This window comes from Shewanella sp. Actino-trap-3, assembly GCF_002836275.1.
Classification (GTDB): Bacteria; Pseudomonadota; Gammaproteobacteria; order Enterobacterales; family Shewanellaceae; genus Shewanella; species Shewanella psychromarinicola.
This window is the reverse complement of sequence record NZ_PJCE01000001.1, coordinates 2,421,735-2,445,834: the sequence shown is the minus strand read 5'-3', so window position 1 is coordinate 2,445,834 and position 24,100 is coordinate 2,421,735. Positions and strand designations below refer to the sequence as shown.

Annotated in this window: 20 protein-coding genes; 11 read left to right on the top strand and 9 right to left on the bottom strand. The window is 44.1% G+C overall.

Translation table 11 applies throughout. The features are described from left to right. Position 1: 1 nt before the first annotated feature. Positions 2-1,531 (bottom strand): Re/Si-specific NAD(P)(+) transhydrogenase subunit alpha, encoded by a 1,530-nt coding sequence (locus tag CXF80_RS10380; RefSeq protein WP_101032802.1) that lies wholly within the window; start codon positions 1,529-1,531, stop codon positions 2-4. A 451-nt stretch (positions 1,532-1,982) separates the two neighbouring features. Here CXF80_RS10380 and CXF80_RS10375 point away from each other — a divergent pair, with 451 nt between their 5' ends. The 4 genes from CXF80_RS10375 to CXF80_RS10360 all read left to right on the top strand — a co-directional run bounded on the left by CXF80_RS10375 (position 1,983) and on the right by CXF80_RS10360 (position 8,804). Beyond that, the gene (locus CXF80_RS10375; RefSeq protein WP_101032801.1) at positions 1,983-3,773 is read left to right on the top strand and encodes an assimilatory sulfite reductase (NADPH) flavoprotein subunit; all 1,791 of its coding nucleotides are present in this window, start codon (positions 1,983-1,985) and stop codon (positions 3,771-3,773) included. Positions 3,774-3,856: 83 nt separating this feature from the next. After that, positions 3,857-5,548 (top strand): assimilatory sulfite reductase (NADPH) hemoprotein subunit, encoded by a 1,692-nt coding sequence (cysI, locus tag CXF80_RS10370; RefSeq protein ID WP_101032800.1) that lies wholly within the window; start codon positions 3,857-3,859, stop codon positions 5,546-5,548. Next, on the top strand, positions 5,541-6,332 hold the full coding sequence (locus CXF80_RS10365; RefSeq protein WP_101032799.1) for a phosphoadenylyl-sulfate reductase: 792 nt from the start codon (positions 5,541-5,543) through the stop codon (positions 6,330-6,332). The genes cysI and CXF80_RS10365 overlap by 8 nt, the downstream gene beginning before the upstream one ends. A gap of 747 nt (positions 6,333-7,079) precedes the next feature. Then, on the top strand, positions 7,080-8,804 hold the full coding sequence (locus CXF80_RS10360; protein ID WP_101032798.1) for a hypothetical protein: 1,725 nt from the start codon (positions 7,080-7,082) through the stop codon (positions 8,802-8,804). Positions 8,805-8,969: 165 nt separating this feature from the next. On the opposite strand, the gene CXF80_RS10355 is transcribed toward CXF80_RS10360, so the two are convergent. Then, entirely contained in the window at positions 8,970-9,860 is an 891-nt protein-coding gene (locus tag CXF80_RS10355) for a phospholipase A (RefSeq protein WP_101032797.1), read from the bottom strand. 282 nt (positions 9,861-10,142) lie between these two features. Between CXF80_RS10355 and cobA the strand changes: the two genes are divergently transcribed. The 5 genes from cobA to cysC are packed head-to-tail and all read left to right on the top strand — an operon-like array spanning position 10,143 to position 15,838. Next, positions 10,143-10,976, top strand: coding sequence for a uroporphyrinogen-III C-methyltransferase (cobA, locus tag CXF80_RS10350; RefSeq protein ID WP_101032796.1), 834 nt, complete (start codon positions 10,143-10,145; stop codon positions 10,974-10,976). A 53-nt stretch (positions 10,977-11,029) separates the two neighbouring features. Next, a complete protein-coding gene (gene cysD, locus CXF80_RS10345; protein WP_101032795.1) occupies positions 11,030-11,938 on the top strand; it encodes a sulfate adenylyltransferase subunit CysD in 909 nt (302 codons plus the stop codon). 60 nt (positions 11,939-11,998) lie between these two features. Next, the gene (gene cysN / locus CXF80_RS10340; RefSeq protein WP_101032794.1) at positions 11,999-13,441 is read left to right on the top strand and encodes a sulfate adenylyltransferase subunit CysN; all 1,443 of its coding nucleotides are present in this window, start codon (positions 11,999-12,001) and stop codon (positions 13,439-13,441) included. Between the two features lie 3 nt (positions 13,442-13,444). Beyond that, the gene (locus CXF80_RS10335) at positions 13,445-15,169 is read left to right on the top strand and encodes an SLC13 family permease (RefSeq protein ID WP_101032793.1); all 1,725 of its coding nucleotides are present in this window, start codon (positions 13,445-13,447) and stop codon (positions 15,167-15,169) included. Positions 15,170-15,214: 45 nt separating this feature from the next. After that, the gene (cysC, locus tag CXF80_RS10330; protein ID WP_101032792.1) at positions 15,215-15,838 is read left to right on the top strand and encodes an adenylyl-sulfate kinase; all 624 of its coding nucleotides are present in this window, start codon (positions 15,215-15,217) and stop codon (positions 15,836-15,838) included. Positions 15,839-16,087: 249 nt separating this feature from the next. Here cysC and CXF80_RS10325 read toward each other — a convergent pair whose 3' ends face one another. The 6 genes from CXF80_RS10325 to yjjX all read right to left on the bottom strand — a co-directional run bounded on the left by CXF80_RS10325 (position 16,088) and on the right by yjjX (position 21,433). Next, on the bottom strand, positions 16,088-17,254 hold the full coding sequence (locus CXF80_RS10325; RefSeq protein WP_101032791.1) for a membrane dipeptidase: 1,167 nt from the start codon (positions 17,252-17,254) through the stop codon (positions 16,088-16,090). A 27-nt stretch (positions 17,255-17,281) separates the two neighbouring features. Then, entirely contained in the window at positions 17,282-17,737 is a 456-nt protein-coding gene (locus CXF80_RS10320) for a SufE family protein (protein ID WP_101032790.1), read from the bottom strand. 65 nt (positions 17,738-17,802) lie between these two features. Continuing rightward, positions 17,803-19,062 (bottom strand): aminotransferase class V-fold PLP-dependent enzyme, encoded by a 1,260-nt coding sequence (locus tag CXF80_RS10315; protein WP_101034742.1) that lies wholly within the window; start codon positions 19,060-19,062, stop codon positions 17,803-17,805. Positions 19,063-19,176: 114 nt separating this feature from the next. After that, positions 19,177-20,217, bottom strand: coding sequence for an NADP(H)-dependent aldo-keto reductase (locus tag CXF80_RS10310; RefSeq protein ID WP_101032789.1), 1,041 nt, complete (start codon positions 20,215-20,217; stop codon positions 19,177-19,179). A 135-nt stretch (positions 20,218-20,352) separates the two neighbouring features. Continuing rightward, positions 20,353-20,868, bottom strand: coding sequence for a GNAT family N-acetyltransferase (locus CXF80_RS10305; protein ID WP_101032788.1), 516 nt, complete (start codon positions 20,866-20,868; stop codon positions 20,353-20,355). Next, the gene (gene yjjX, locus CXF80_RS10300) at positions 20,861-21,433 is read right to left on the bottom strand and encodes an inosine/xanthosine triphosphatase (protein ID WP_101032787.1); all 573 of its coding nucleotides are present in this window, start codon (positions 21,431-21,433) and stop codon (positions 20,861-20,863) included. Before yjjX ends, CXF80_RS10305 begins: the two co-directional genes overlap by 8 nt. A 279-nt stretch (positions 21,434-21,712) precedes the next feature. Between yjjX and CXF80_RS10295 the strand changes: the two genes are divergently transcribed. Both CXF80_RS10295 and CXF80_RS10290 read left to right on the top strand, forming a co-directional pair. Continuing rightward, positions 21,713-22,522 (top strand): hypothetical protein, encoded by an 810-nt coding sequence (locus CXF80_RS10295; protein WP_101032786.1) that lies wholly within the window; start codon positions 21,713-21,715, stop codon positions 22,520-22,522. A gap of 154 nt (positions 22,523-22,676) precedes the next feature. Beyond that, positions 22,677-23,468 (top strand): ribonuclease H family protein, encoded by a 792-nt coding sequence (locus tag CXF80_RS10290; protein WP_101032785.1) that lies wholly within the window; start codon positions 22,677-22,679, stop codon positions 23,466-23,468. Positions 23,469-23,566: 98 nt separating this feature from the next. On the opposite strand, the gene CXF80_RS10285 is transcribed toward CXF80_RS10290, so the two are convergent. Then, positions 23,567-24,022 (bottom strand): GNAT family N-acetyltransferase, encoded by a 456-nt coding sequence (locus tag CXF80_RS10285; RefSeq protein WP_101032784.1) that lies wholly within the window; start codon positions 24,020-24,022, stop codon positions 23,567-23,569. Positions 24,023-24,100: the final 78 nt, after the last annotated feature.

The following is a 24,100-nucleotide window of genomic DNA, read 5'->3' as shown; positions in this document are numbered from 1 at the left end:
CTTAATCTTTACGGAACATCTTCAGCATGCGCTGAGTGACGGTAAACCCGCCAAAGATGTTGATACTGGCGATAAGCACCGCGAAAAATGCAAGCGCAGTGACTAATGCTGAACCTTGACCTATTTGCAATAATGCACCAACCACAATAATACCTGAAATCGCATTAGTGACTGACATTAAAGGCGTATGCAACGAGTGCGACACATTCCACACCACGTAATAACCCACCACACAGGCTAGGATAAAGACGGTGAAGTGCGACAGAAACTCAGCCGGTGCAACCGAGGCGACGGCGGCAAAGCCGGCAATACCTATAGCACCTAAAATATACTTAAGTTTTGACGGTGCCTTTTCAACTTTGGCCGCTTTGGGTTCAGTGCTGGCCGCCGGTTTCTGTGGCGCAGCAGATACTGAAATTGCCGGTGGTGGGAAGGTGATTTCGCCGCCACGAGTGACGGTCATATTGCGCATCACAACATCATCAAAATCGAGTACGGCATTACCGTCTTTTTCTTTACACATTAACTTCATCAAGTTGACTAAGTTAGTGCCATAAAGTTGTGACGATTGCGCCGGTAAACGACCCGGTAAGTCGGTATAACCTAATACCTTAACGCCGTTGTCAGTAATAAAACGCTCACCCTTTACTGTGTATTCACAGTTGCCGCCTGTAGCGGCGGCTAAATCGACAATCACTGAGCCCGGTTTCATGGTATCTACCATGTCTTTGGTGATCAGTTTTGGCGCAGGGCGTCCTGGAATTAATGCGGTGGTAATGATGATGTCGACTTCTTTGGCTTGCTCGGCAAATAGCGCCATTTCAGCCGCAATAAATTCTTCTGACATGGTTTTAGCGTAGCCGTCAGATGAGCCACCTTCTTTATTTTCAAACTCAAGCTTTAAGAAGCTACCGCCCATTGACTCAATTTGCTCTGCCACTTCAAGACGGGTGTCAAATGCGCGGACTATGGCTCCTAGAGAGCCTGCAGTACCAATAGCGGCAAGCCCAGCTACACCAGCACCAATAATCAGTACTTTGGCTGGTGGTACTTTGCCTGCTGCGGTTATTTGCCCGGTAAAGAAACGACCAAATTCATGTGCGGCTTCAATGACCGCGCGATAACCACCAATGTTTGCCATAGATGACAGTGCATCGAGTGATTGGGCGCGTGAAATACGCGGCACCATGTCCATGGCCATCACAGTAATATTGTTAGTTGAAAGTTTTTCAACGAGTTCAGGGTTTTGTGCTGGCCAAATAAAACTGACCAGGGTTGTGCCTGGCTTCATTTGTGCGATTTCATCATCGGACGGTGCATTTACTTTAAAAATAAAGTCAGCTTGATACACGTTGTCGACAATATCTGCCCCTGCCGCTTCAAATGCTGCATTATCGAAGCTAGATTTCACACCTGCTTGTGCTTCAATTGCCACACTAAAGCCGAGCTTTTTAAGCTGTATCACGGTTGCTGGAGTCGCCGCGACTCGAGTCTCACCTTCGATACTTTCTCTCGGTATTCCAATCTGCATGACTGTTTCCTGATGGTTAATAAAAAGACCGTCTATTGCGGTTCCCCATCAATAGACCATTCCGTTTGAGTATTACTTCCTCATATGGGCTCTTTGCCAATAGAAAAAGTGCACCATATGACCATAGAAGTCGGGTAAACTCATTAGTCGATAGTATTACGCTGACATAGTTACATTGTATTTGCACGTCGTTTTACTCAGAAAACAATCAAGCTGATAATTATTCATCACTTAATTGGCCTTCTAGCTTGCGACATTAGGCATGTTTTGTGGCTAATTACTTGGTTTTAAATTGAGGTAATTTAAAACCTTTTAACGCCACCCCACTTTTGTAACGTAAAAAAAGCCCTTTGCATATTCCTAAATGGAATAAAAAATCATCTTTTATTCTTTTTTGGTTTTGGTACTCAGTAGTAAGCTAACCCACATTATACTGTTATAAGGCCGTCTTATGTTGTTAAAAGAACTTTCCGCTTTAGCATCACCCTTGTCTCAAGGACAAGTCGATAAGCTAAAACAACTCACATCAGAATTATCTTCTGTTCAACTCGCCTGGGTCAGTGGTTACTTAGCAGCGAGTGCTAACCAAGGTCAAAGCGGTGTCGAGACCACAACAGAGACAAGCGCCGCCCCAACAGTTACCATTTTATATGGTAGCCAAACTGGCAATGGTCGTGGCGTAGCCAAAGAACTCGCAGCCAAAGCGCAGGCGCAAGGTTATGCGGTTAATTTAGCTTCTATGGGCGAATATAATGTCCGCCAACTCAAACAAGAAACCATCTTGTTATTGCTCGTCAGTACCCATGGTGAAGGCGAAGCACCTGATGATGCGATTGAACTGCACAAGTTTTTAACCTCAAAGCGGGCACCAAAATTGGATAATCTACATTATTCTGTTTTAGCGTTAGGAGATTCAAGCTATGAGTTTTTTTGCCAAACCGGTAAAGACTTTGATGCGCGTCTAAGTGCATTAGGGGCAACATCATTATTACCCTTAGTTGAATGTGATGTTGACTATGAAGATATTTCACAACAATGGCAAGACAGTGTTGTTGAGGCCGTTAAGCCTTATATTCAAGCGTCAAGCGCGAGTGTGGTGTCAATTGGTACCGCATCTGTTGCTGGTGAAAGTGAATATACCAAGCAAAACCCCTATACAGCAGAAGTACTGGTAAGCCAAAAAATTACCGGTCGAGATTCTGATCGTGATGTACGCCATGTTGAAATTGATTTAGGCGAGTCAGGATTAACTTATCAAGTGGGTGATGCATTAGGGGTGTGGTTTAGCAATAACCAAGCGCTGGTCGATGAAGTGATCGCCGCGCTTGGTTTAGCAGCAGACGACAATGTGACTGTGGCGAAAGAGTCACTATCATTAAAAGCGGCGTTAACCGACAAGAAAGAACTCACTCAGTTATACCCAGGCCTAGTGAAAACATGGGCTGAGTTGAGCGGCAATGCAGAACTTGCGGCTATTGGTGAAGATAAAGAGCAAACCAGACAATTTATTCTACAGCACCAATTAGCCGATTTAGTGGCTGTATATCCAGCGAAAGTCAGCGCGACGCAGTTAGTTGGTATGTTACGTCCGCTAACACCACGGCTATACTCCATTGCCTCTAGCCAAGCAGAAGTTGAAGCTGAAGTGCACTTAACCGTGGCGTTGGTTGAAGATGAACGTCAAGGCCAGGCTCGTTTTGGCGGCGCATCGCATTTCTTAGCGTCAGCACAAGAAGGTCAACAGATTAACGTGTACGTTGAGCAGAATAACCATTTTCGTTTACCAGAAAATCCACAAACGCCTGTCATCATGGTGGGTCCTGGTACCGGTGTTGCGCCATTCCGCGCCTTTATGCAGCAACGCGCGGCAGACGGTGTGTCGGGTGACAGCTGGCTATTCTTTGGTAACCCGCATTTTGAACAAGATTTCTTATACCAAGTTGAGTGGCAGCAATATCTTAAAAACGGCGGTTTGTCGCGTTTAGATGTGGCTTTCTCACGGGATCAAGCTGATAAAGTGTATGTTCAGCACCGCATTGCAGAACAAGCTGAAGCGTTATGGCAGTGGTTACAAAAGGGCGCCCATGTGTATATCTGTGGTGATGCCGAGCGTATGGCAAAAGACGTCCATCAAGCATTAGTAAACATCGCGGTTGAACAAGGTGGCTTAAGCTTTGATGACGCAGAAGCTTACTTTGAAACACTGCGTAGCGAAAAACGTTACCAAAAAGATGTGTATTAACTCAGCCCACTGTTAGTAAATTATAAATATTTAGCAGTCTATTAGCGCGAGTGAATTGAACAGAATTAAGAGAGGCCAAGGCCATGAGTGAGCAAAAGTTAGCAGTAAACGAATACTTAAAAGACGACAGTGATTATTTGCGCGGTGACATCCAAGAAGGGTTAGATACCCAAGTCACTGGATCGTTTAGCGAGGGCGATCAACAGCTGATTAAATTCCACGGTTTTTATCAGCAAGATGACCGTGATTTACGTAACGAGCGTAAAGAGCAAAAATTAGAACCTCTGCATAGCTTTATGTTACGTGCACGCGTGCCGGGTGGTATTTGTACCCCAGAGCAGTGGTTAGCCGTGGATAAAATATCATCGACACTCACCACCTCAAACAGTATTCGGTTAACCACCCGCCAAACGTTTCAGTATCACGGCATTCCCAAGCGTAATCTAAAAACCTTGATCCAAGGACTTGATCGCGCCGCATTAGATTCTATTGCTGCCTGTGGTGACGTAAACCGCAATGTGATGTGTAATCCAAATCCGGTTGAGTCTAGGTTACATGCGCAAGCATATGCCGTCGCTAAGCACTTATCTGATCATTTATTACCACACACTCGCGCGTATGCTGAGATTTGGTTAGATGAAGAAAAGCTATTAGGCACAGAAACCGTAGAGCCTGTTTACGGCAAAACGTATTTGCCTCGTAAATTTAAAATGGCTGTTGCCGTTCCGCCCCATAACGACGTAGACGTGTATACCAATGACCTTGGTTTTATCGCGGTAGCACAAGCCGGTGAGTTAGTGGGCTTTAACTTAGTGGCGGGTGGCGGTATGGGCTCTACCCACGGTGAAGTTGAAACTTTCCCACGTTTAGCCGATGATTTGGGCTTTATTAACAAGGACGACGTCACCAAGTTTGCCGAAGCGGTAATGACCGTTCAACGAGACTGGGGTAACCGTGAAGTGCGTAAACGTGCCCGTTTAAAGTACACCATTGTTGACCATGGTCTTGACGCATTTAAAGCTGAAGTTGAAAAACGTGCTGGAGTGAAATTTGAACCAAAGCGTGATGTGATCATTGGTGATCGCGGCGATCGTTATGGTTGGGTTGAAGGTATCGACAACAAATGGCACTTAACGCTATTTATTGAAAGTGGCCGTATTAAAGATTTACCCGGTCAAACCTTACAAACAGGTTTACGTGAAATTGCCAACATCCATAAAGGCGATTTCCGCATGACCTCAAATCAGAACATGATTATTGCCGGTGTTGCAGCAGAAGATAAAGCCGACATTGAAGGCCTAGCCCGTAAGCATGGTTTATTAGGCCAAGTGTTAAGTGGCACTCGCGGCCATTCAATTGCCTGTGTGGCGTTACCCACGTGCCCATTAGCAATGGCCGAAGCTGAGCGTTATTTCCCTGAGTTTATCGATCACATCGATGCGCTACAGGCTAAACACGGTATTAGCGAGCAATCAATAGTAGTGCGTATGACAGGTTGTCCCAACGGGTGTGCGCGTCCATTTGCCGCCGAAATTGGTTTAGTGGGTAAAGCACCGGGTCGTTACAATTTGTATTTAGGCGCTAGCTTTGAAGGTACGCGTTTAAATAAAATGCATAAAGAAAACATTCAAGAAGCCGAAATTTTAGCGGAATTGGATACCTTGTTTGGCCGCTACGCCACCGAACGTGATGCTGGCGAAACCTTTGGTAACTTCACCGTGCGTATCGGCGTGGTGAAGGCGGTTATTGACGCCGCTAAGGATTTTCATGGGTAATGAAGTGGTAACGACTGCATCAACTGATGCCGGCGTCGATCATGGTGTCACTCCCGCTCAATTGCAGGCGTTGTTATTAGCGCCTCTTGCAGAGCAAACCGCTGCGCTGGAAACGATTAATCAGTTTTTAGCCGGGTTAACGGCGCAGCAACGAGTGGCTTGGGGTCTAGCATATTTACCAGGCGAGCATGCATTGTCGTCTAGCTTTGGTATTCAAGGCGCGGTGATGTTACACATGGTGACTCAAGCGCAAAGCGATATTCCGGTGATTTTAACCGACACGGGTTATTTGTTCCCCGAGACCTATCAATTTATTGATCAGTTAACCGAGCGTTTAAACCTGAATCTTAAAGTGTATCAAGCGGGTCAAACCCAAGCGTGGCAAGAAGCGCGTTTTGGTAAGCTGTGGGAGCAGGGCATAGATGGGTTGGATGAATATAATCGCATCAATAAAGTTGAGCCTATGCAGCGAGCATTAGCTGAATTGAATGTTGGTACTTGGTTTGCGGGGTTACGTCGCAGTCAGTCTAGTACCCGTGAAGCCCTGCCTATTTTAGCCATTAGCGGCAAACGTTTTAAATTGTTACCCATCATTGAGTGGAGCAACAAAGACGTGCACATGTACTTAACTGAACATGACTTGCCATATCACCCATTATGGGAACAAGGTTATGTGTCGGTAGGTGATACTCACTCAAGCAAACCACTTGAGTTAGGTATGTCTGAAGAAGAAACCCGTTTTAATGGCTTAACGCGAGAATGTGGTTTGCACTTCGATATCTAAGATGAGTGATAGCGTCATTGAGTCTTGTGTTTGTATGAGTCATCCGTAAGGTTGATTTATCCAAACGGGTGGCAATGGCTTTATGGTGGCACATTGATTGCCTAGATTATTTACTGTTTGCTTATTGCGACATCTACTATGTTGATGCGGTTTAAAAACATTTTAAGCAGATTATTCTAAGCTATTTTAATTCAAACGATTGATTGACTGGTTTGAGCGAAAACGAACTATATTTTATGTAAACTTTTATGCAATTGCGGCGATAATAGTCTACGTTTAATGATTCCTGTAGATGGTTTTTTGTAGACGTTTTGGGATTGTTTTTGCAGTCCACGTACCTTCAAAAGCTTCGCTCGCGTCCTCGAGCACATTGATTGACTTGTTAGCGTATAAGTAATCGATTCGGTTGTTCCCGATAACTCAGCGGTTTGAGTTATCGGGAGATCAGATGTTTGAATTATTTCCTGCTTAATGCTTGTTGATTTTCACTTTTATCTCGTCAAATTCCCTCTCAAAACTCGTTAGATAATAAGCTGTCTTTTTGGAGTATTGGTTTTTTACAGGTGCGGTTTTCAGGATAAATATCCCCCAAAAGGTAACATCTAATGCGCTTATTAATATTTAATGCTAAATTAATCCGCAGTTTATCGGTGTAATCGATAATACTTATCCCAAAAAGATAATAAATGTTTAAACGCTAACTCATTTCAAGGAAGAGTTAACAATAATATAAATTGGAGTTTATAGATGAATAAAATGGCAATTGCTGCTGTGGTATTGGCTGTTGGTGCTGGTGGATATTTTCTGTCGCAACAAGGGACGTCAGTGGTTAAAAACGACCCAATGTTGGACTATATCCCTGCTGATACATTAGCGTTTTCTGGGCAGTTAGTGCCATTTCCATTAAAAGATTATTTGTATAGCATTGCCGGTAATTATCAAGCTTATGATAAGGATAAAATGTTGTCGCTCGATGATAGCTCATCAGCTCAAGAGCGCTTTTTTGTCAGTTTATATAAGCAATACATGACTGTGTTGCCTAACCCTGAGACCTTGCTATCAACATACGGTTTAGCGGATTCAATTAAGAGTTATTTTTATACTTTAGGCGCATTGCCGGTCATGAAAATTGAGATCAGCAATCCTGCAGCATTCTGGGCGGAATTAGATCGCGCCGAGCAGGAAAGCGGCTTAACTCACACCATGGGCAAGTCGGGTAATGTTGAATATCGTGGTTATGCATTAACCGATGTTGATGAAAAAGAACACGCTGAGGTTGTATTTTCCGTTAAAGATGGCTGGTTAACGGTGACCTTGAATACGTCATTAAACACCCCTCAATTACTTGAAACCGCGTTGGGTGAGAAAAAAGTTGAGCACCCTATTAGCGAAACGACCCTGTTGCAAGACATTGCCAATACTCATGGTTTTATGCAAAACAGTATTAGCTTTATTAACCATGTTGAATTGGTCAAAGGGTTAACGTCGACAGACGGCAATATGCTGGCCAAGCAAATGACCAAAATGATTGAAATACAGGGCGAAGATCCATTTGCACAACTGAAAACCCCTGTGTGCCAAACCGAGTTTAATGCGATAGCGGCCAATTGGCCACGCAGTGTGATGGGACTCAACTCATACTCAATTACCCGCGAAGAAAGCACTATCGATGCGGCAGTGGTGATTGAAAGTAACAATCAAGTGATTTTGTCTGCCTTAAATAAAATGCGTGGTTTTGTACCATCATTTGCCAGTAACGGTCATGACAATATCTTATCAGTTGCGTTTGGGCTTGATGTGAAGCAATTAGCTCCAGCATTGAATGAAGTATGGAAAGATTTACAAACACCGCAATATCAATGTACTGCACTGGCTCAAATGCAATCAGAGTTAAGTGAGCTCAATCCAGCGATGCTTGGCATGATGGCTGGTATGGCGAATGGTGTTAAAGGCATCAGTGTGACGCTAGCAGATTACCAGTTGACCGAGAAAAATGGCCAGCCTAGCTTTGAAAAGCTAGATGCATTGATAAGCGTTTCGGCTGAAAAGCCGATGATGTTAGTGGATATGATGAGGCCATTTTATCCACCGCTGGCAAATGTGGACTTAAAAGACAATGGTGATCCGGTCGACATTACCCCCATGTTAATGTTACCGCCTGAATTAGGTGTTAGCGCTAAATTAGCCATCAAAGGTAATCATTTAGTGGCTTATACTGGCGATAGAGGTACAGAGTTAGCTGATTTGATGTTTAAGCAAACTCTTGAGTCTAATGGTTTTGTTAACTTATCTGTTGATTATCAGAAAATGTTTGCCCCATTAGTCGATATGGTAGAAATGAGTGGCGAACCGATGCCCGAAGAGTTGCTCATGTTAAAAGACTACAATATGCGTTTACAGATGTCGGTAGACTTTACCGATAAAGGCTTAGTGATTGGCTCTATAGTAAACAGCAAAGCCAGTGCTAAGTAGCTTCTGTTAACCGCTTTTATTAAGGCTGTTTCGCTAAAGCGACGTAAACCACAAGATGGTTAACGAAACTAAAAAAGGTGACCCAATGGTCACCTTTTTTTATGTAGCACACATGCCACTTTAGTGTTGATCACTTGCGGATTTAATCGACGTTAATCGCGTATGTTATAGAATGTCATTTAACGCAATACCAATACCAACACGCTGATTATGATGATTATAGTCAATTAAGCTTTCACCATAACCATTAAAGTACTGAGTATAAATACGTAACGTACCAATAACCGGATAACTCCAAGTCAATTCAACAGCGCCGCGATTGGTATCGCGTAAGTTGTTACGCAGTAGCATGGTAAAACGATGCTCATTTAAGCCGTAAACTCCGGTTAATTCAAAGTTGCCCATATAGCGGTTGATATCAGGGTTATCATCACCTTTAGCAACATTAATGTTTTCTTTTTCATCTTCTGGTAGACGCCACCACACTCTAAGCCCCAGTGCGAATGGACCACGGTCAAATACCGCACTGCCATAAATTCGGTTCCAGCTGCGTGACAATTGATTGGTCTGGCCATTAGATTGGTGTACCGCGCCAATACCTAAAAATGAGTTAGTAAAACCGCCAATTTTCCAATCATTATTAAATAACATAAACACTTCAGGTTCGTGGTTAGTTTCACGAAACGGAGACGATGCGTCTTCGTTATAAACCTGCCAATAAGATTGATTGGTGTAGGCAAAGAACAAATGGCCATTATCACCAAAAACGTTATACATAATTGGAAATTTAAAACTGATTTGAAACTTTGCTTCTAAGTTATCAATGTTGAAGTCTTCATCCGGATATTTATTTTCAAATGGCAATGAGTTAGTGCGGGTTTGGTAAGTCACTGGTAGAAGGTAATTGGCCTTGTGCGGGGTGATCACAAACGGCTTTTCAGATGTGGCGAGTTCTCCTTTTACGCGCTCGTCGACTAATGAAACTTCTGCAATGGCGATCGTACTATAGCCAAGTAACAACAGCGAGAGTCCAACATATTGAGTGATTTTTATCATTGCAGTATCCATAAGCATAATTATTGGTTTAATTTTAATATCATTCTTAAAAACAGTATTTTTCGATAGTCATTGTTATCAATTGTCAGAGATTTGTCGAATTAAGTTAACATTTTTTCATTCTAGCCCATAATTCAGCCCGTATTAGCCTGTCAAATGGAGTAAACGACCAACAAACCGCTTTATATGCTATTTAGTTATAAAAACTAACTATAAACTATTGTATATGGAATATAGAAAACGCTATATTTGTATATGGTCAAATATCTTAAGGTTAATGTGATGGAATTAGTATCGATGCCGGGGCAACAAGCCAAAGGCAAAGTGTGGTTAGTCGGCGCAGGTCCTGGCGACGTTGAGCTGCTAACACTAAAAGCCTATCGCATCCTAAAGAATGCCGATGCAGTGTTATATGACGCATTAGTCAGCCAAGATATTTTAGATTTAATCCCCAGTCATGCTGAAAAAATTGCCGTGGGTAAGCGCGCAGGTAAACACAGCGCAGCCCAAGATGAAATTAATCAGTTGTTGGTGACCAAAGCATTCACCCGTAGAAATGTGGTGCGCTTAAAAGGTGGCGATCCGTTTATTTTTGGCAGGGGCGGCGAAGAGTTACAAATCTTAGTCGCAGCGGGTATTGCTTTTGAAGTAGTTCCTGGCATTACCGCCGCCAGCGGTACCTCGGCTTATGCTGGTATTCCGCTAACGCATCGTGATTATGCTCAAGGTGTCACCTTTATTACGGGTCACTGCCAGTTAGCGAGTCGCCCTATGGATTGGCATGGTTATGCTAATTCCAACAATACCTTAGTGGTCTATATGGGCATATTAAACGCCAATATTATCAGTGAGGGTTTGATCAATGCTGGTCGTAGTGCTGAGACGCCCGTGGCAATCGTGTCTAACGCAACCACCTCATCACAACAGCGGTTTATGGGTAAGTTAGGTGAACTGGCTCAATTAGCCGCAGATCCTGCTTTGCAGATGCCTGCGCTGATGATTATCGGTGAAGTTGTTGAATTAGCGGAGAGCTTGAATTGGTTTGATCCCGTCACTGCGCAACAAAAAACTGCGCAACAAAAAACAGATTTAGACACAGTCGCTAAAGCGCTGTAGTCGATTAATTTAACCCGCTGCGATGCAGCAATATTAGCTAATGGAGAATCATCATGGCAGGCCGTTCGTTAAGCCATTTACAACAACTGGAAGCAGAGAGCATCCAGATCATCCGTGAAGTTGCAGCTGAGTTTGGTAACCCTGTGATGCTTTATTCTATTGGTAAAGACTCATCTGTTATGCTGCATCTTGCGCGCAAAGCATTTTACCCAGGCAAAATTCCATTCCCATTATTGCATGTCAATACGGGGTGGAAATTCAAAGAGATGATCGCTTTTCGTGATGCGCAAGCTAAAGCATTTGGTTTTGAGCTACTGACTCACACTAACCAAGAAGGCGTTGAACAAGGTGTTGGTCCATTTACCCATGGTAGTGCTAAACATACCGACATCATGAAAACCCAAGCGCTAAAGCAAGCATTAAATCAATATGGATTTGATGCCGCTTTTGGTGGCGCACGTCGGGATGAAGAAAAATCGCGTGCCAAAGAGCGGGTGTATTCGTTCCGTGATAAGCACCACCGCTGGGATCCTAAAAACCAACGTCCAGAATTATGGCGCACCTATAACGGCGCGGTAAATAAAGGCGAAAGCATTCGGGTGTTCCCATTATCTAACTGGACTGAGCTTGATATTTGGCAGTATATCTACCAAGAGAATATCGAAATCGTACCGTTATATTTTGCAGCCCCTCGCACCGTGGTGAACAAAGGCGGCCAGCTGATCTTAAAAGATGATGATCGTATGCCAATCGAATCCGGCGATGTTGAATCGGTTGAGCGGGTTCGTTTTAGAACCTTAGGTTGTTATCCACTAACGGCGGCGATGCCATCAGAAGCCGATAGCTTAGAGAAAATTATTGAAGAGATGCTGTTAACTCGCTCAAGTGAACGTCAAGGTCGCTTAATTGATTCAGACCAAAGTGCTTCAATGGAGGAGAAAAAGCGTCAAGGCTATTTCTAAGTAATTGAATATGGTTGTTTTATCGACCCAGCATGCGAACGAATTTGAGTGAGAAAGATTATGGACCAAGCAACAAAGAATACCGACCGTATGGCCGCAGAGATCCAGCTGCACGGCGTAAAAGAATATTTGGCATTACAACAAAATAAAGGCTTATTGCGTTTTTTAACCTGTGGCAGTGTCGATGATGGTAAAAGTACCCTTATTGGGCGTTTATTGCATGACAGCGCGCAAATTTATGAAGATCAGCTCGCAAGCTTAAAAAGTGATAGCGCTAAAATGGGCACCACTGGCGAAGCCATTGACCTTGCGTTATTGGTAGATGGTTTACAAGCTGAGCGTGAGCAGGGCATTACTATCGATGTGGCTTATCGTTATTTTTCCAGTGAAAAACGTAAGTTTATTATTGCTGATACCCCTGGCCATGAACAATACACTCGTAACATGGCAACGGGTGCGTCAAACTGTGACTTAGCAGTCATTTTGGTTGATGCGCGTTATGGGGTGCAAACCCAAACTAAACGCCATGCATTTATTGCCTCATTATTAGGTTTACGTCACTTTGTCGTAGCCGTGAATAAGATGGACTTGGTTGGCTTTGATCAAACGGTGTTTGACCAAATCCAAGCTGATTTTACTGATTTTGTGAAAGACTTTGGTGATTTAGATATTCACTATGTGCCCTTGTCGGCCTTAAATGGTGACAACGTGGTCAACCCTAGTACTCAATGTGATTGGTATCAAGGTGGCACATTACTTGAGCTGCTTGAAACTATCGATACACAGCGTGAACTGAGCGAGCTACCGGTACGTTTTCCGGTGCAGTACGTATTACGACCTAACTTAGATTTTCGTGGTTTCTCTGGCACGTTAGCGTCAGGCATCATTAAAGTGGGTGACGAATTAGTCGCATTGCCATCGGGCAAGCGCAGTAAAATTGAACGTATTGTCACCTTTGACGGTGATTTACCCGAAGCCGTAGCAGGTCAAGCAATCACCATTACCCTTGAAGATCAGATTGATATTTCACGTGGTGATTTATTGGCTCACCCGGCGACCGCGCCAGAAATGGCTAACCACATAGTAGCGGACCTAGTGTGGATGGATGAAAAGCCATTACAAATCGGTCAGTTATATGATGTGAAAGTGGCGGGTAAGAAAACCCAAGCGGTGGTAAGCGCAATTGAATACATTACCGATGTCAATACGCTTGAGCGCAGCGCAGCAAGCACATTAAGCCTAAATACCATCGCTCGGGTTAAGTTAGATTTAACCGAATCGGTTGTGTTAGATGCCTATAGCTTAGTACGTGATACCGGTGGAATGATTTTAATTGATCGTTTGTCCAATGCCACTGTTGCTGCCGCTATGGTCGTCAGTGGTCATCAAGGTGACAAGCAAACCAACACTGAGTTTAGTGCATTTGAAGTCGAGTTTAATGCGTTAGTGCGTAAGCATTATCCGCATTGGAATGCGCGCGATATCAGCGTACTTGGAAAATAATTAATGAGCGAAATATGGTTGTTAGCGATTATCTTGTTAGCGCTGGTCGGTGGGCTTCTTGCTGGGCTTGCAAAACCGGCCGCCATGTTTTTTTTCGCTTCGTTAATTTGTTATATCCTTGGGTTAGTTGACTTAAATGTAGCACTTGGCAGCTTTACTAATAACGGACTGATCACTTTAGTGCTGTTAGTACTGGCGGCCACAGCACTTGAGAAAACCTCATTACTGGGCAAATTAAGCCAAGTCATTGGCAAAGGCTCGTTATTTTCCACATTAGCGAAGTTAGGTATATCGACAGCCTTATTGTCATCGTTTACCAATAATACTGCGGTCGTCGCCTCGTTAATCGGTGTGGTGCGCCGTAATCAAGCACATGCGCCTTCTAAGTTGTTATTGCCATTAAACTACGCGGCAATTTTGGGCGGCACATTAACCCTAATTGGCACCTCTACGAGTCTAATTGTTAACTCTTTTGTTGAAAATGCGGGCCTTGAGCCGCTCGGTTTTTTTGAGTTTTCACAAGTCGGCGCATTAGTGGTCATAAGTGGTTTAGTTGTGTTAACCATCATGGCTAACTTTTTACCCGATAGACGTGAAGAATCCGAAGATGAGTCTTTACCTTATCTATTGGAAGCTCATGTGGCCAAAACCTCTACCCTAGTGGGTAAGAGCGTGATAGATAACCGTTTGCGGGCACTTAAAAAACTGTATTTAGTTGAGTTAGAGCGCAGTGGGATCCGTATCTGTCCAGTGCCGCCGCAAATGGTGCTGCAAGCCGATGACGTTTTACGTTTTAGCGGTGCGGTTGAGTCGGTTGAGCTGTTACATCAGTTTGACGGTTTAGAATGGTTTGGTAAGCAGCACGCAAAAGGTCAAAATCTGGTTGAAGCCGTGCTAGCGCCATCATCAAGTTTAGTAGGGACAAGCTTAAAAGATTCGCGCTTTCGTGAAGTCTTTGATGCTGCCGTGATGGCTATTCGTCGAGGTCATCTGCCGTTAAAAGGTGGACTAGGCGATGTGGTGTTACAACCCGGTGACGTATTACTGCTCACCCCAGGCGACCGTTTTTCTAAATGTCCTAATTTAACCACCGACTTTGCGGCTATCAGTGGCTTAGAGTTAAGTGTCCGTTTAGATGAAAAACGCGGTAGCTGGGTGCTTGTTGGGTTTGCATTAACCATTTTGGCGAGCATTTTCGATGTATTACCATTAGCCAAAGGCTTAGTTTTATTGTTACTCAGCTATGTGGCGATTGGCGCGATAACCTTAAGTGAGCTCAAACGTCGCTTTCCGTTAGAACTGGTGGTTATCGTAGGAAGTGCCTTAGGGTTAGCTAACTTAATGGTCACAACCGGCCTAGCAGACATCATGGCGCAAGCGTTGTTAAGTCTGTTCAATGGTTATGGTGTGTTTGCCGCCTTTGTTGGGATTTATCTGATTACCTTAATTGTTACCGAGTTAATTACCAACAACGCCGCCGCCGCACTTGCATTTCCGGTAGCTTACGCGGTTGCCACCAGCTTTGGCGCGGATCCACGTCCGTTTATTATGGCGGTGGTATTTGGGGCAAGTGCGAGCTTTATTTCGCCTTACGGCTATCAAACTAACCTGATGGTATTTAATGCCGGTAATTATAAATTAAGCGACTTTGTTCGCTTAGGTTTACCGTTATCAATAGTGTATTCCTTAGTGGTTATTTTTTCGATCCCGTATTTTTTCCCGTTTTAACAAAGAATTTTAGTGTGGTGTAATAACCACTCGATAGGAGTAGTGATGAGCAATATTGTTTGGCATCAACATGCCATTGACCAAGCTGCCCGTGGCGCCCAAAAAGGCCAAAACCCAGTATTATTATGGTTTACCGGGCTATCAGGCTCAGGTAAATCAACCCTTGCAGGTGCATTAGAGCGGGCGTTATTTGAATACGGTTTTCATACCTATTTACTTGATGGTGATAATGTTCGTCATGGTCTGTGTAAAGATTTAGGCTTTAGCCTTGAAGATCGCGATGAAAATTTACGTCGTGTCGGTGAAGTGGCTAAATTAATGGTTGATTCAGGCTTAGTGGTGTTGTCGGCGTTTATTTCACCGACCCGCGAAGAACGTGATCGCGTCAGGGCGTTATTCCCACAAGGACAATTTGTTGAAGTACATGTGTCTACGCCATTGAGCGTGTGCGAATCGCGCGACACCAAAGGCTTGTATGCCAAAGCTCGAAAGGGAGAAATTAGTCACTTTACTGGCATTTCATCACCTTACGAAGTGCCAGAATCTGCAGAGTTAACCATAGATACCAGTAAAGGTGATCTCGATACTCAGGTGAATGGTTTACTGGCTTACTTAAAAGCGATTGAAGTGCTTAATCCACCGAGAGAAATCGCTGGTGCAGGGATTTAAACTTCCCTAAGCCGACCACATAAAAAGGGCTGATTATTTTATCAATACCCAAGCCAGGTTAAGAGATAGGTTCTAGGAACTCGCAAGCTCGCCAGAGGGTGGTGCTTCGCTCCTTCTAGAACCTAGAGCGCTGTGCTGCTAGGACGCTTCGCGGCTAGATGCTATAAAATCTTAGCCGCGCAGCGTTCGCTTGTTATCGCTTGTTATCTTTTCTTTAGCAGACCGAAGGTCGTTTGGGTATATGGTGCATTACACTAACACCTGCTTGAGCACTCGCTGCCAGTTTTCACCCATAAAACGATCGCGATCGGTGGATTTGAAACGAGCTTTTTTCAAGGCGTCGTCAATACGGCTCATGCGGTCGATGCTGTTGAACTCAGGAATAACTACATGCTTGGGCTCAACGTCAAAACCTAACACATTCTGTTCTTCTAATCGGTGCCACCATGGAAGGTATTCTTTTATGCCTTCGCTGTTATTGTTATCTAACGCTAATAGGTTTTCTTGACCACGAAGTGGAAAGTCATTGGCTATCGCAACGCTATTGACACCGCCCACTTTGGCAATATAACCGAGTTGCCTGATGTAGTCTTCAATTGTGGGTGTCGGCTTGTTAGTCAGCCAAAAGCTCATCATAAAGACCCCAAACACGCCGCCGCTATCGCCAATAGCGCGGATCACTTCATCGGGTGAGCAACGGGCATTGTTTACAATAGCGCGCGCAGCACCATGGCTTTGCACAATAGGAGACCGACTGGCTTTTGCTGTGTCAAGGGCTGTTTGGGCGCTGGAGTGACTCACATCGATCAGGATATTTTTACGATTTAACTCTTCTATTAGTGATTGCCCTGCGGTGGTTAACGGGGGATTTAAACTCTTTAAGCCGTTATTATCTAATGCGCCACCCGCATAGCGATTACCATAATGGTGGGTTAGCTGCAGCACGCGTAAACCCTGCTGATGCAAACTGTCTAACAGTGGCCACTCATTGTTTGCTCCGTCATCTTCCACACAGTCGGCGCCTTGAATTTGAAAAAATACCGCAGTTTGTTGCTGTGCTCTTGCCTTGTTAATGTCTGCCCCCGTTTGCCCTTGCAGATACACGTCTGGATTGGCAATGACCGAGTTAGCCGCTTGCTTAATGCTATTGATGCAGGCTTGATAAGTGCGTTTATAATTTATGGTGCCATCAGCTTGCTCAATCTTATCAATCGCTGAAATATCGGCAATAAAGGCATCGAGCTTTGAGGCTTTAACATCATTGATGTCGGTGGGTAAAAACGATAAACCATCGATGTACAAACGACGTGATTCAACTGCCCATGCTGGAAGCGAGCTTAAAGGGCTTAATAATGTGGCTGCTCCAAGGCCTTTTAAGATATGACGGCGAGCTTGGTTACAGACTTTTTGAGTCATTATTATTCCTTAGTGTTGGACAGTGTTTCAGGTACTAACATCATGTGTATAGGCAACGATGGCTTGCGCTAACGCAGTTAAACCATTGGTACGAGATGGACTTAATTGGCCACTTAATCCAAGGCGGTCAAAATACTGTTTCACATCAAATTGGTGTATTTGCTCAGTGGTTTTACCTTGGCAGTTGGCCAGTAATAATCCAATTAAGCCTTTTACAATACGAGCATCACTATCGGCTAGATAAAAATGTTGCCCATTTAAGCGGTGATGATAGAGCCATGCTTGGCTTTCGCAGCCTTTTACTTGTGCATCCGCGTGCTTAAATTCTGCAGCAAATGGCGGTATTAACTTACCGAGTAACATAATTTGGCGATACTTATCTTGCCAGCTATAGGCTTGTTCAATGAGGTTAACCGCTTCAATTAACTCATCCGATAAAGGCAAAAATAACAGCGGTGAAGGTGTGGCGCTTGGGTTTAACATGGTAATTCAATTAACCTCAGCGGTAGATAAAAAATGCATTTGGATCATCGTGTTGTGCCTTGGAACTATAACAATAACTCTTTTACGGCATTAAGTGCATGAATAAATTGATCAACATCCTGCTTATTAGTATAGATGCCAATCGATGCACGGCAACACCCGCCTAAATTAAGGCTAGCCATTAATGGCATGGCACAGTGATGACCACAGCGTACAGCAATCGCTTGTTGATCCAGTAAAATTCCCACATCTTGGTGGTGTTCACCTTTAATATTAAAGGCCACCGCAGCAATATTGGTCGCGTTTTTGTCGTTGGCAATGCCATACAATTCAATATCGCCAAGCTGTTGCAACTGCTGTTGTAAATACTGGATCAATTGTTGTTCGTGGACCCATAATTGCTCGCGGGGCAATTGTTGTAAAAAACGGATAGCAGCCCCGAGGCCAATGACTTCTGCGATAGCGGGGGTGCCAGCTTCAAGGCGATTAGGTAATGCCCCATATTCAGTATACGCAAAACTGACGGTTTTGATCATCTCGCCGCCAGTGAGCATTGGCGTTAGTTGGTCTAATTGTTGATATCGACCATATAAAATTCCCACGCCTGTTGGCCCGTACATTTTATGGCCCGAAAACACATAAAAGTCACAATCAATTTTTTGCACATCAACGGATAAATGGGCTATGGCCTGGGCACCGTCCACTAAGGTTAACGCTCCAACTGCTTTGGCTTTTGCAACCAGTTCTTCGACGCAATTGACTGTCCCTAATGCATTTGAAACATGACATATGGCAACCACTTTAGGCTTAAGCGTTAATAATCGATCAAAAGCCGCCATATCCAGTTGCGCGTCTGCTGTCAGTGGGATGGGGGTTATCACCGCGCCAGTACGTTTTGCCAGTTCTTGCCAAGGCACAATATTGGCGTGGTGAGCCGCGGTATCAACTAGGATGACATCATTGGGTTTGAGTTGCGAGGTGAGTCCATAGGCCACCATATTGATCGATTCAGTGGTGCCATGGGTAAAAATAATCTCGTCTTGACGTTGGGCATTTATAAATTCAGCCACTTGTTGACGAACCGCTTCATATTGCTGAGTCGCCCGGGCAGACAGTTGATGGGCCGCTCGGTGCACATTGGCATTATTGAGTTGGTAGTACTCGGTCATTGCGTCAATCACAGCTTGTGGCTTTTGGCTGGTCGCTGCGGTGTCTAAGTAGCACAAAGGATAATCGCCAATGGTCTGTTTTAGCGTTGGAAATTGATCGCGTATCGCTTGATGATCAAATAAAACGGCAGACGGTGTTGACGATGCAGGCTTCATAAAATAAGGGTTTCTATACTGAAAAGAAAAGGCATCAAGATCTTCATTGATCTTGATGCCCATTGCAAGGGTTTGTGGCAATTAGCGCATTTGTTAAGCGGTTATGTCATTTGCCTAGGGACAAGGAAAACGATATAGCGCCGACAATTGATTAATTCTTAGCATCAGCTCGGCAGATAAACTGACTTTGTGGCTGTCGATATTTTGTTTTAGCTGATGTAAATCAGTGGCGCCAATAATGTTAGAGGCGACGAATTTGCGGCTATTAACAAACGCCAAGGCCATTTCGGTCGGAGATAAACTAAACTCACGGGCTAAATCGATATAAGCCTGAGTTGCTTCAAGGGCCATTGGCGTACTGTTATAGCGGGCAAAGCGTTTAAATACGGTTAAGCGTGCGCCTTCTGGCCACTGATTATTTTCATATTTACCGGTTAACGCGCCAAAGGCTAACGGCGAATAAGCTAATAACGGCACATCTTCACGATAGCTGATTTCAGACATGGCGATTTCGTAGCTGCGATTAAGCAAGTTGTACGGATTTTGCACGCTAATAATGCGCGGTAAATCGTGCTGTTCGGCTAATTTTAGGTATTTCATAAATCCCCAAGGGGTTTCATTAGAAATACCGATATAGCGCACTTTACCTTGTTTAATAATTTCGGCTAAGGCTTCAAGGGTGTCTAAAATAGGGGTGTAATGTTCTTCGTCGTCATGCTCATACATCATTTCGCCGAAAAAGTTGGTGTTTCTATCGGGCCAATGCACTTGATACAAATCGATAGTGTCGATTTGTAAGCGTGATAATGAGTCGTCAACGGCTTGATGGATATTACGCCAATCGAGCGCCATATCGCTGCGTATGTAATCACCTTTACCACCAGGCGCGGCGATTTTAGTCGCAATAACTAAATTATCGCGGTTGCCTTGGGCTTTGAGGTAGTTACCTAAAATTCGTTCGGTGTCGCCCTGAGTTTCAGCTTTGGGTGGCACAGGGTACATTTCAGCGGTATCAATAAAGTTAACGCCTTGACCAATAGCATAATCGAGTTGAGCAAAAGCTTCGGCTTGGGAATTTTGTTCACCCCAAGTCATGGTGCCGAGGCAAATTTTACTGACCTCAAGGCTAGAATGCGCGATACGTTGGTATTCCATTATCATCCTCCTATGGAATGTGCTTGATCTGAGGCTAGCAAGCTTTTGCATCCTTGCAAAGCGCTATAAGACAGTACAAAGAAAGAGTGAGCAAAAAACGTGCAAATACGTTTGTTTAATGCCTATTTAGCGTTATTACAGTGTTTTTGTCATGGCGATTTCACAGGCGTCGTGACCTGTTTCACCTAAATGCTGGCATCGAACGAAACCTAATTTTTCATATAAGGCCAGTGCTTCAACTAATATTGCGGTGGTTTCGAGGTACATCGACTGGTAGCCTTGCTGTTTGGCATACTCAACACATAGTGCCGATAATCTTTTCGCCAAACCTTGGCCACGTATTGTGTTAGCAAAATACATTTTCTGTAATTCACACACACCATCATTTGCTGGTAATGGGGCAACACCTGCGCCGCCAACGACTTTGCCTTGGTATTCTATTACCCAGTATTGTGAGCCTTGCGCTTGATATACCTCACTTAAACAGTCAAGCGTCTTATCGGCAACGCTAAACCCTCTATCTGCGGTTAAGCCATATTCTGCTGACACTTCACGGATCATCGCCGCCAATGCAGCATTGTCTTGAGCTTGTAGTGGGCGGATTATTGCCCCGTTGTCTAAGGTGAATGGCATTGTGATTGGTCTAGTCATTAAATAATTCCGCATTGATAAAAGGAGCCATTGCCAGCACTAATGCTTGGGTATAAATGCTTTCACGGCTGGCTAAACCTTGGGTGAGCAAACCAATCGCGCCACCTTTTTGTTTAATGTTGTTGGTGTTAAAGACTCTGTCCATCACTTTGCCCAGTTCTTCACCTGCTTGTAAAGCGTTAAAAATGGTTTGCGGTAGCGGTAAGTTGGCGCTGCGACCGACAGATAATGTGTCGTTATGGATAATGGCCATATAAGCAAAAGTGGCGGGGCCGTGCTCAAAAGGATCTACACCGCCTTCCATCGCCACATAAAAGTCAGCCTGTTGATTTGCCGTTTTTGCATTGGCTTGGCAAAACTTGGCGCGGTTAATGGCCCCCAGTTTAGTTTCTGCTTCGCTCATGGGTTGCTCTGCTACTAATGATGGCGCATGCATGCCGCGACAATGGATTTGAACATCAGGGAAATATTGTCCAATGGCGTGTTGTGCTGCACTTATTTTAACCGGGTTGGTTGAACCCACAATGATAGTTAACGTTTGCGGTATCGTTGGAGATGTTGGCATAGGGCTATTTTTCTTTTTTGTTTGAGTTAACCGTGACAATCACAGTGGTAAAGTTAACCACATTGTATGATATTTTAGTTCTTTTTGGTTTAATGAACCACTTTTTTTAATGACGATTAAGTTTAAGTCACTGTAAATAAAGATTTTGTAGAGTTGGTATAAAACCTGCTAAATCATTGTTAATTGCCGCTAACGCTTACCAACAAGCGTTAACTCATGTTAATAACATTGGTGTAGTGAGCTAAGCTTATTTATATCTTCATAAAGGGAATTACTCATATGTCTATTCGTATCGCAACCATTAGTGTCACCGTCGGGCTTATTTTAGGGGCGACGCTGTTCGGTGCGTCACAAGGTGAAGCTGAGTCGGTGTTTTCGTCATCACAAACCTCTGCGCAAACTCAGACAGATCTTAACTTGGTACAGCAGCAATTGAATCTTGATGCTGGATCATTAACGCAGTTAGTTGCCAATACGGGTGCAGGTAAGTTAACGATTATCGGCGTACAAGGCTTAACTGAAGTGGTGATACATGCTGACATCTATACCCAGTCATTGGATCAAGATGACATTAACATTAAACTCAGTTTGACCCGTAAAGGTGATAAAGCCTATTTGTTATCAGAAATACACACTGAGCATTTATTAGGTGAGTCCCCCTTTATCGATCTATTGGTCAAAGTACCGTCAACCTTAGCCCTAGACATTAACGACGGTTCAGGCTCTATCCAAGTTGATGACGTCAGTGCAGATATCGAGTTAACCGACGGTTCGGGCAGTATTGTGATGAACCACATTGGCAAATTGGTATTAGTTGATGGTTCAGGATCTGTTGATATTGATCAAGCGTCAGGGGCGATCGATGTGCAAGATGGGTCGGGATCTATTCGCATTAACCATGTTATTGGCGATGTCAGTATTGAAGATGGGTCAGGCTCAATCAAGGTTAACCAAGTGCAGGGTATCGTTGCGATTAAAGATGGCTCCGGCGGCATTGAGGTTGCTAACACCAATGGGTTAACCATAGTCAATTCTGGCTCAGGCAGTGTCAATTATCATGATATTAATGGCCCACTGACCCTTAACTAACGCGAGCCCCAATAGGCGTTTATTTTATCAAGCAGCTCAAGTTAACTGCAACTGTAGCGATCTAGATGGTTTTTTGTTTTAAAGCCTGGTTCAATCATGGCATGATGCAATCACGTTATTCGTGAAGCTAGCATTGTTGAAGTAAGAATTAATCATGGCAAAGAAGTTTTATGTAGTATGGGCAGGACGAGAAACCGGCATTTTTACCAGCTGGGATGTCACTAAGCGCTCAGTTGATAAATATCCGCAAGCCAAATACAAATCCTTTGCCACAGAAGCGGAAGCTAAAGCGGCATTTGCTCAATCTCCTGCTAGCAGTATCGGCAAAAGTACCTCAGCCAAGACGACAAGCCGTTCATCAACCGTAAAGCCTGCTGGGGCTAGCACATCAACCAAAAGCCTTGGCGCTAATCAAGCAGTATTAAGCCAATTTGATGTGGTGATTTATACCGACGGCGGTTGTGAACCTAATCCTGGTAAAGCCGGGTCGGGGATGGCGATATACCGTAAAGGCGAGTTAAGCGAGTTATGGTTTGGATTGTTTAATCCTAATGGCACCAATAACACCGCCGAGCTCAACGCGCTGCATCAGGCATTATTGGTGGCTAAAAAAGTCCTAGACGCGGGCGAAACCGTGCAAATCATGAGCGACTCCCAGTATTCGATTAAATGTGTCTGTGAGTGGGCATACGGTTGGAAAGCCAAAAACTGGACTCGAAAAAGCGGCGAAATAGCCAACCTTGAGATCATTAAACCGGCTCATGCGCTATATGAAGCAATGAAAGCGGATTTGGTGCTGCAACATGTCGCTGCCCATATTGGCATTGAAGGTAATGAATTGGCAGACAGAATGTCGATCCATGCGATTGATCAACAGCACAAAGGGTTTAGCCAATTTAGCGCGCCACTGGATATCAGTAAAATTCTTGCGTTGCGCACAGGCTAGTTATTGTCGCAACTCTCCCTTGAACGCCTTAGATTCCTTGAAAAATAACCACAAAAAAGCCGGATTGTTCCGGCTTTTTGTATACCACTTATGATCACTTACGATTGCTTGGTATTTTCTTCGTACATTAAATAATGGCTCTGTTCCATGCCTAAGGATTCATAGGTTTGTTGGGCTATTTTATTATCATGCTCAACATATAAACGGAAGCTCGCAGTACCGCCATTGTCTGCGGCTAAGTCTTTTACTGCTTGATAAAGTTTGCCATAAATCCCTTGGCGACGATTGTGTGGGCGTATATACACACTTTGGATCCAGTAATAGTTATTTGCGCGCCAATCACTCCACTCGTAGGTCACCATGAGTGAGCCGGCAATTTCACCGTCAACTTCAGCGACTAAATATACCCCACGTTCAGGGTGGGTCAGCAACCCTTCAACACCGCGGGTTAACTGCTTGGCATCTAATTCAAGGTTCTCTGTTTCCATTGCCATGGCTTGATTAAATTGAACTAACGCTTGCTGGTCGGCCTGTTGGCCTATTCTTATTATCATCGAATTCTCACATTAAAAGGGCAATTACAACTGCATCGTATCAGTTAGTGATGGCAGCGTAGGTGAATAAGTTAATGC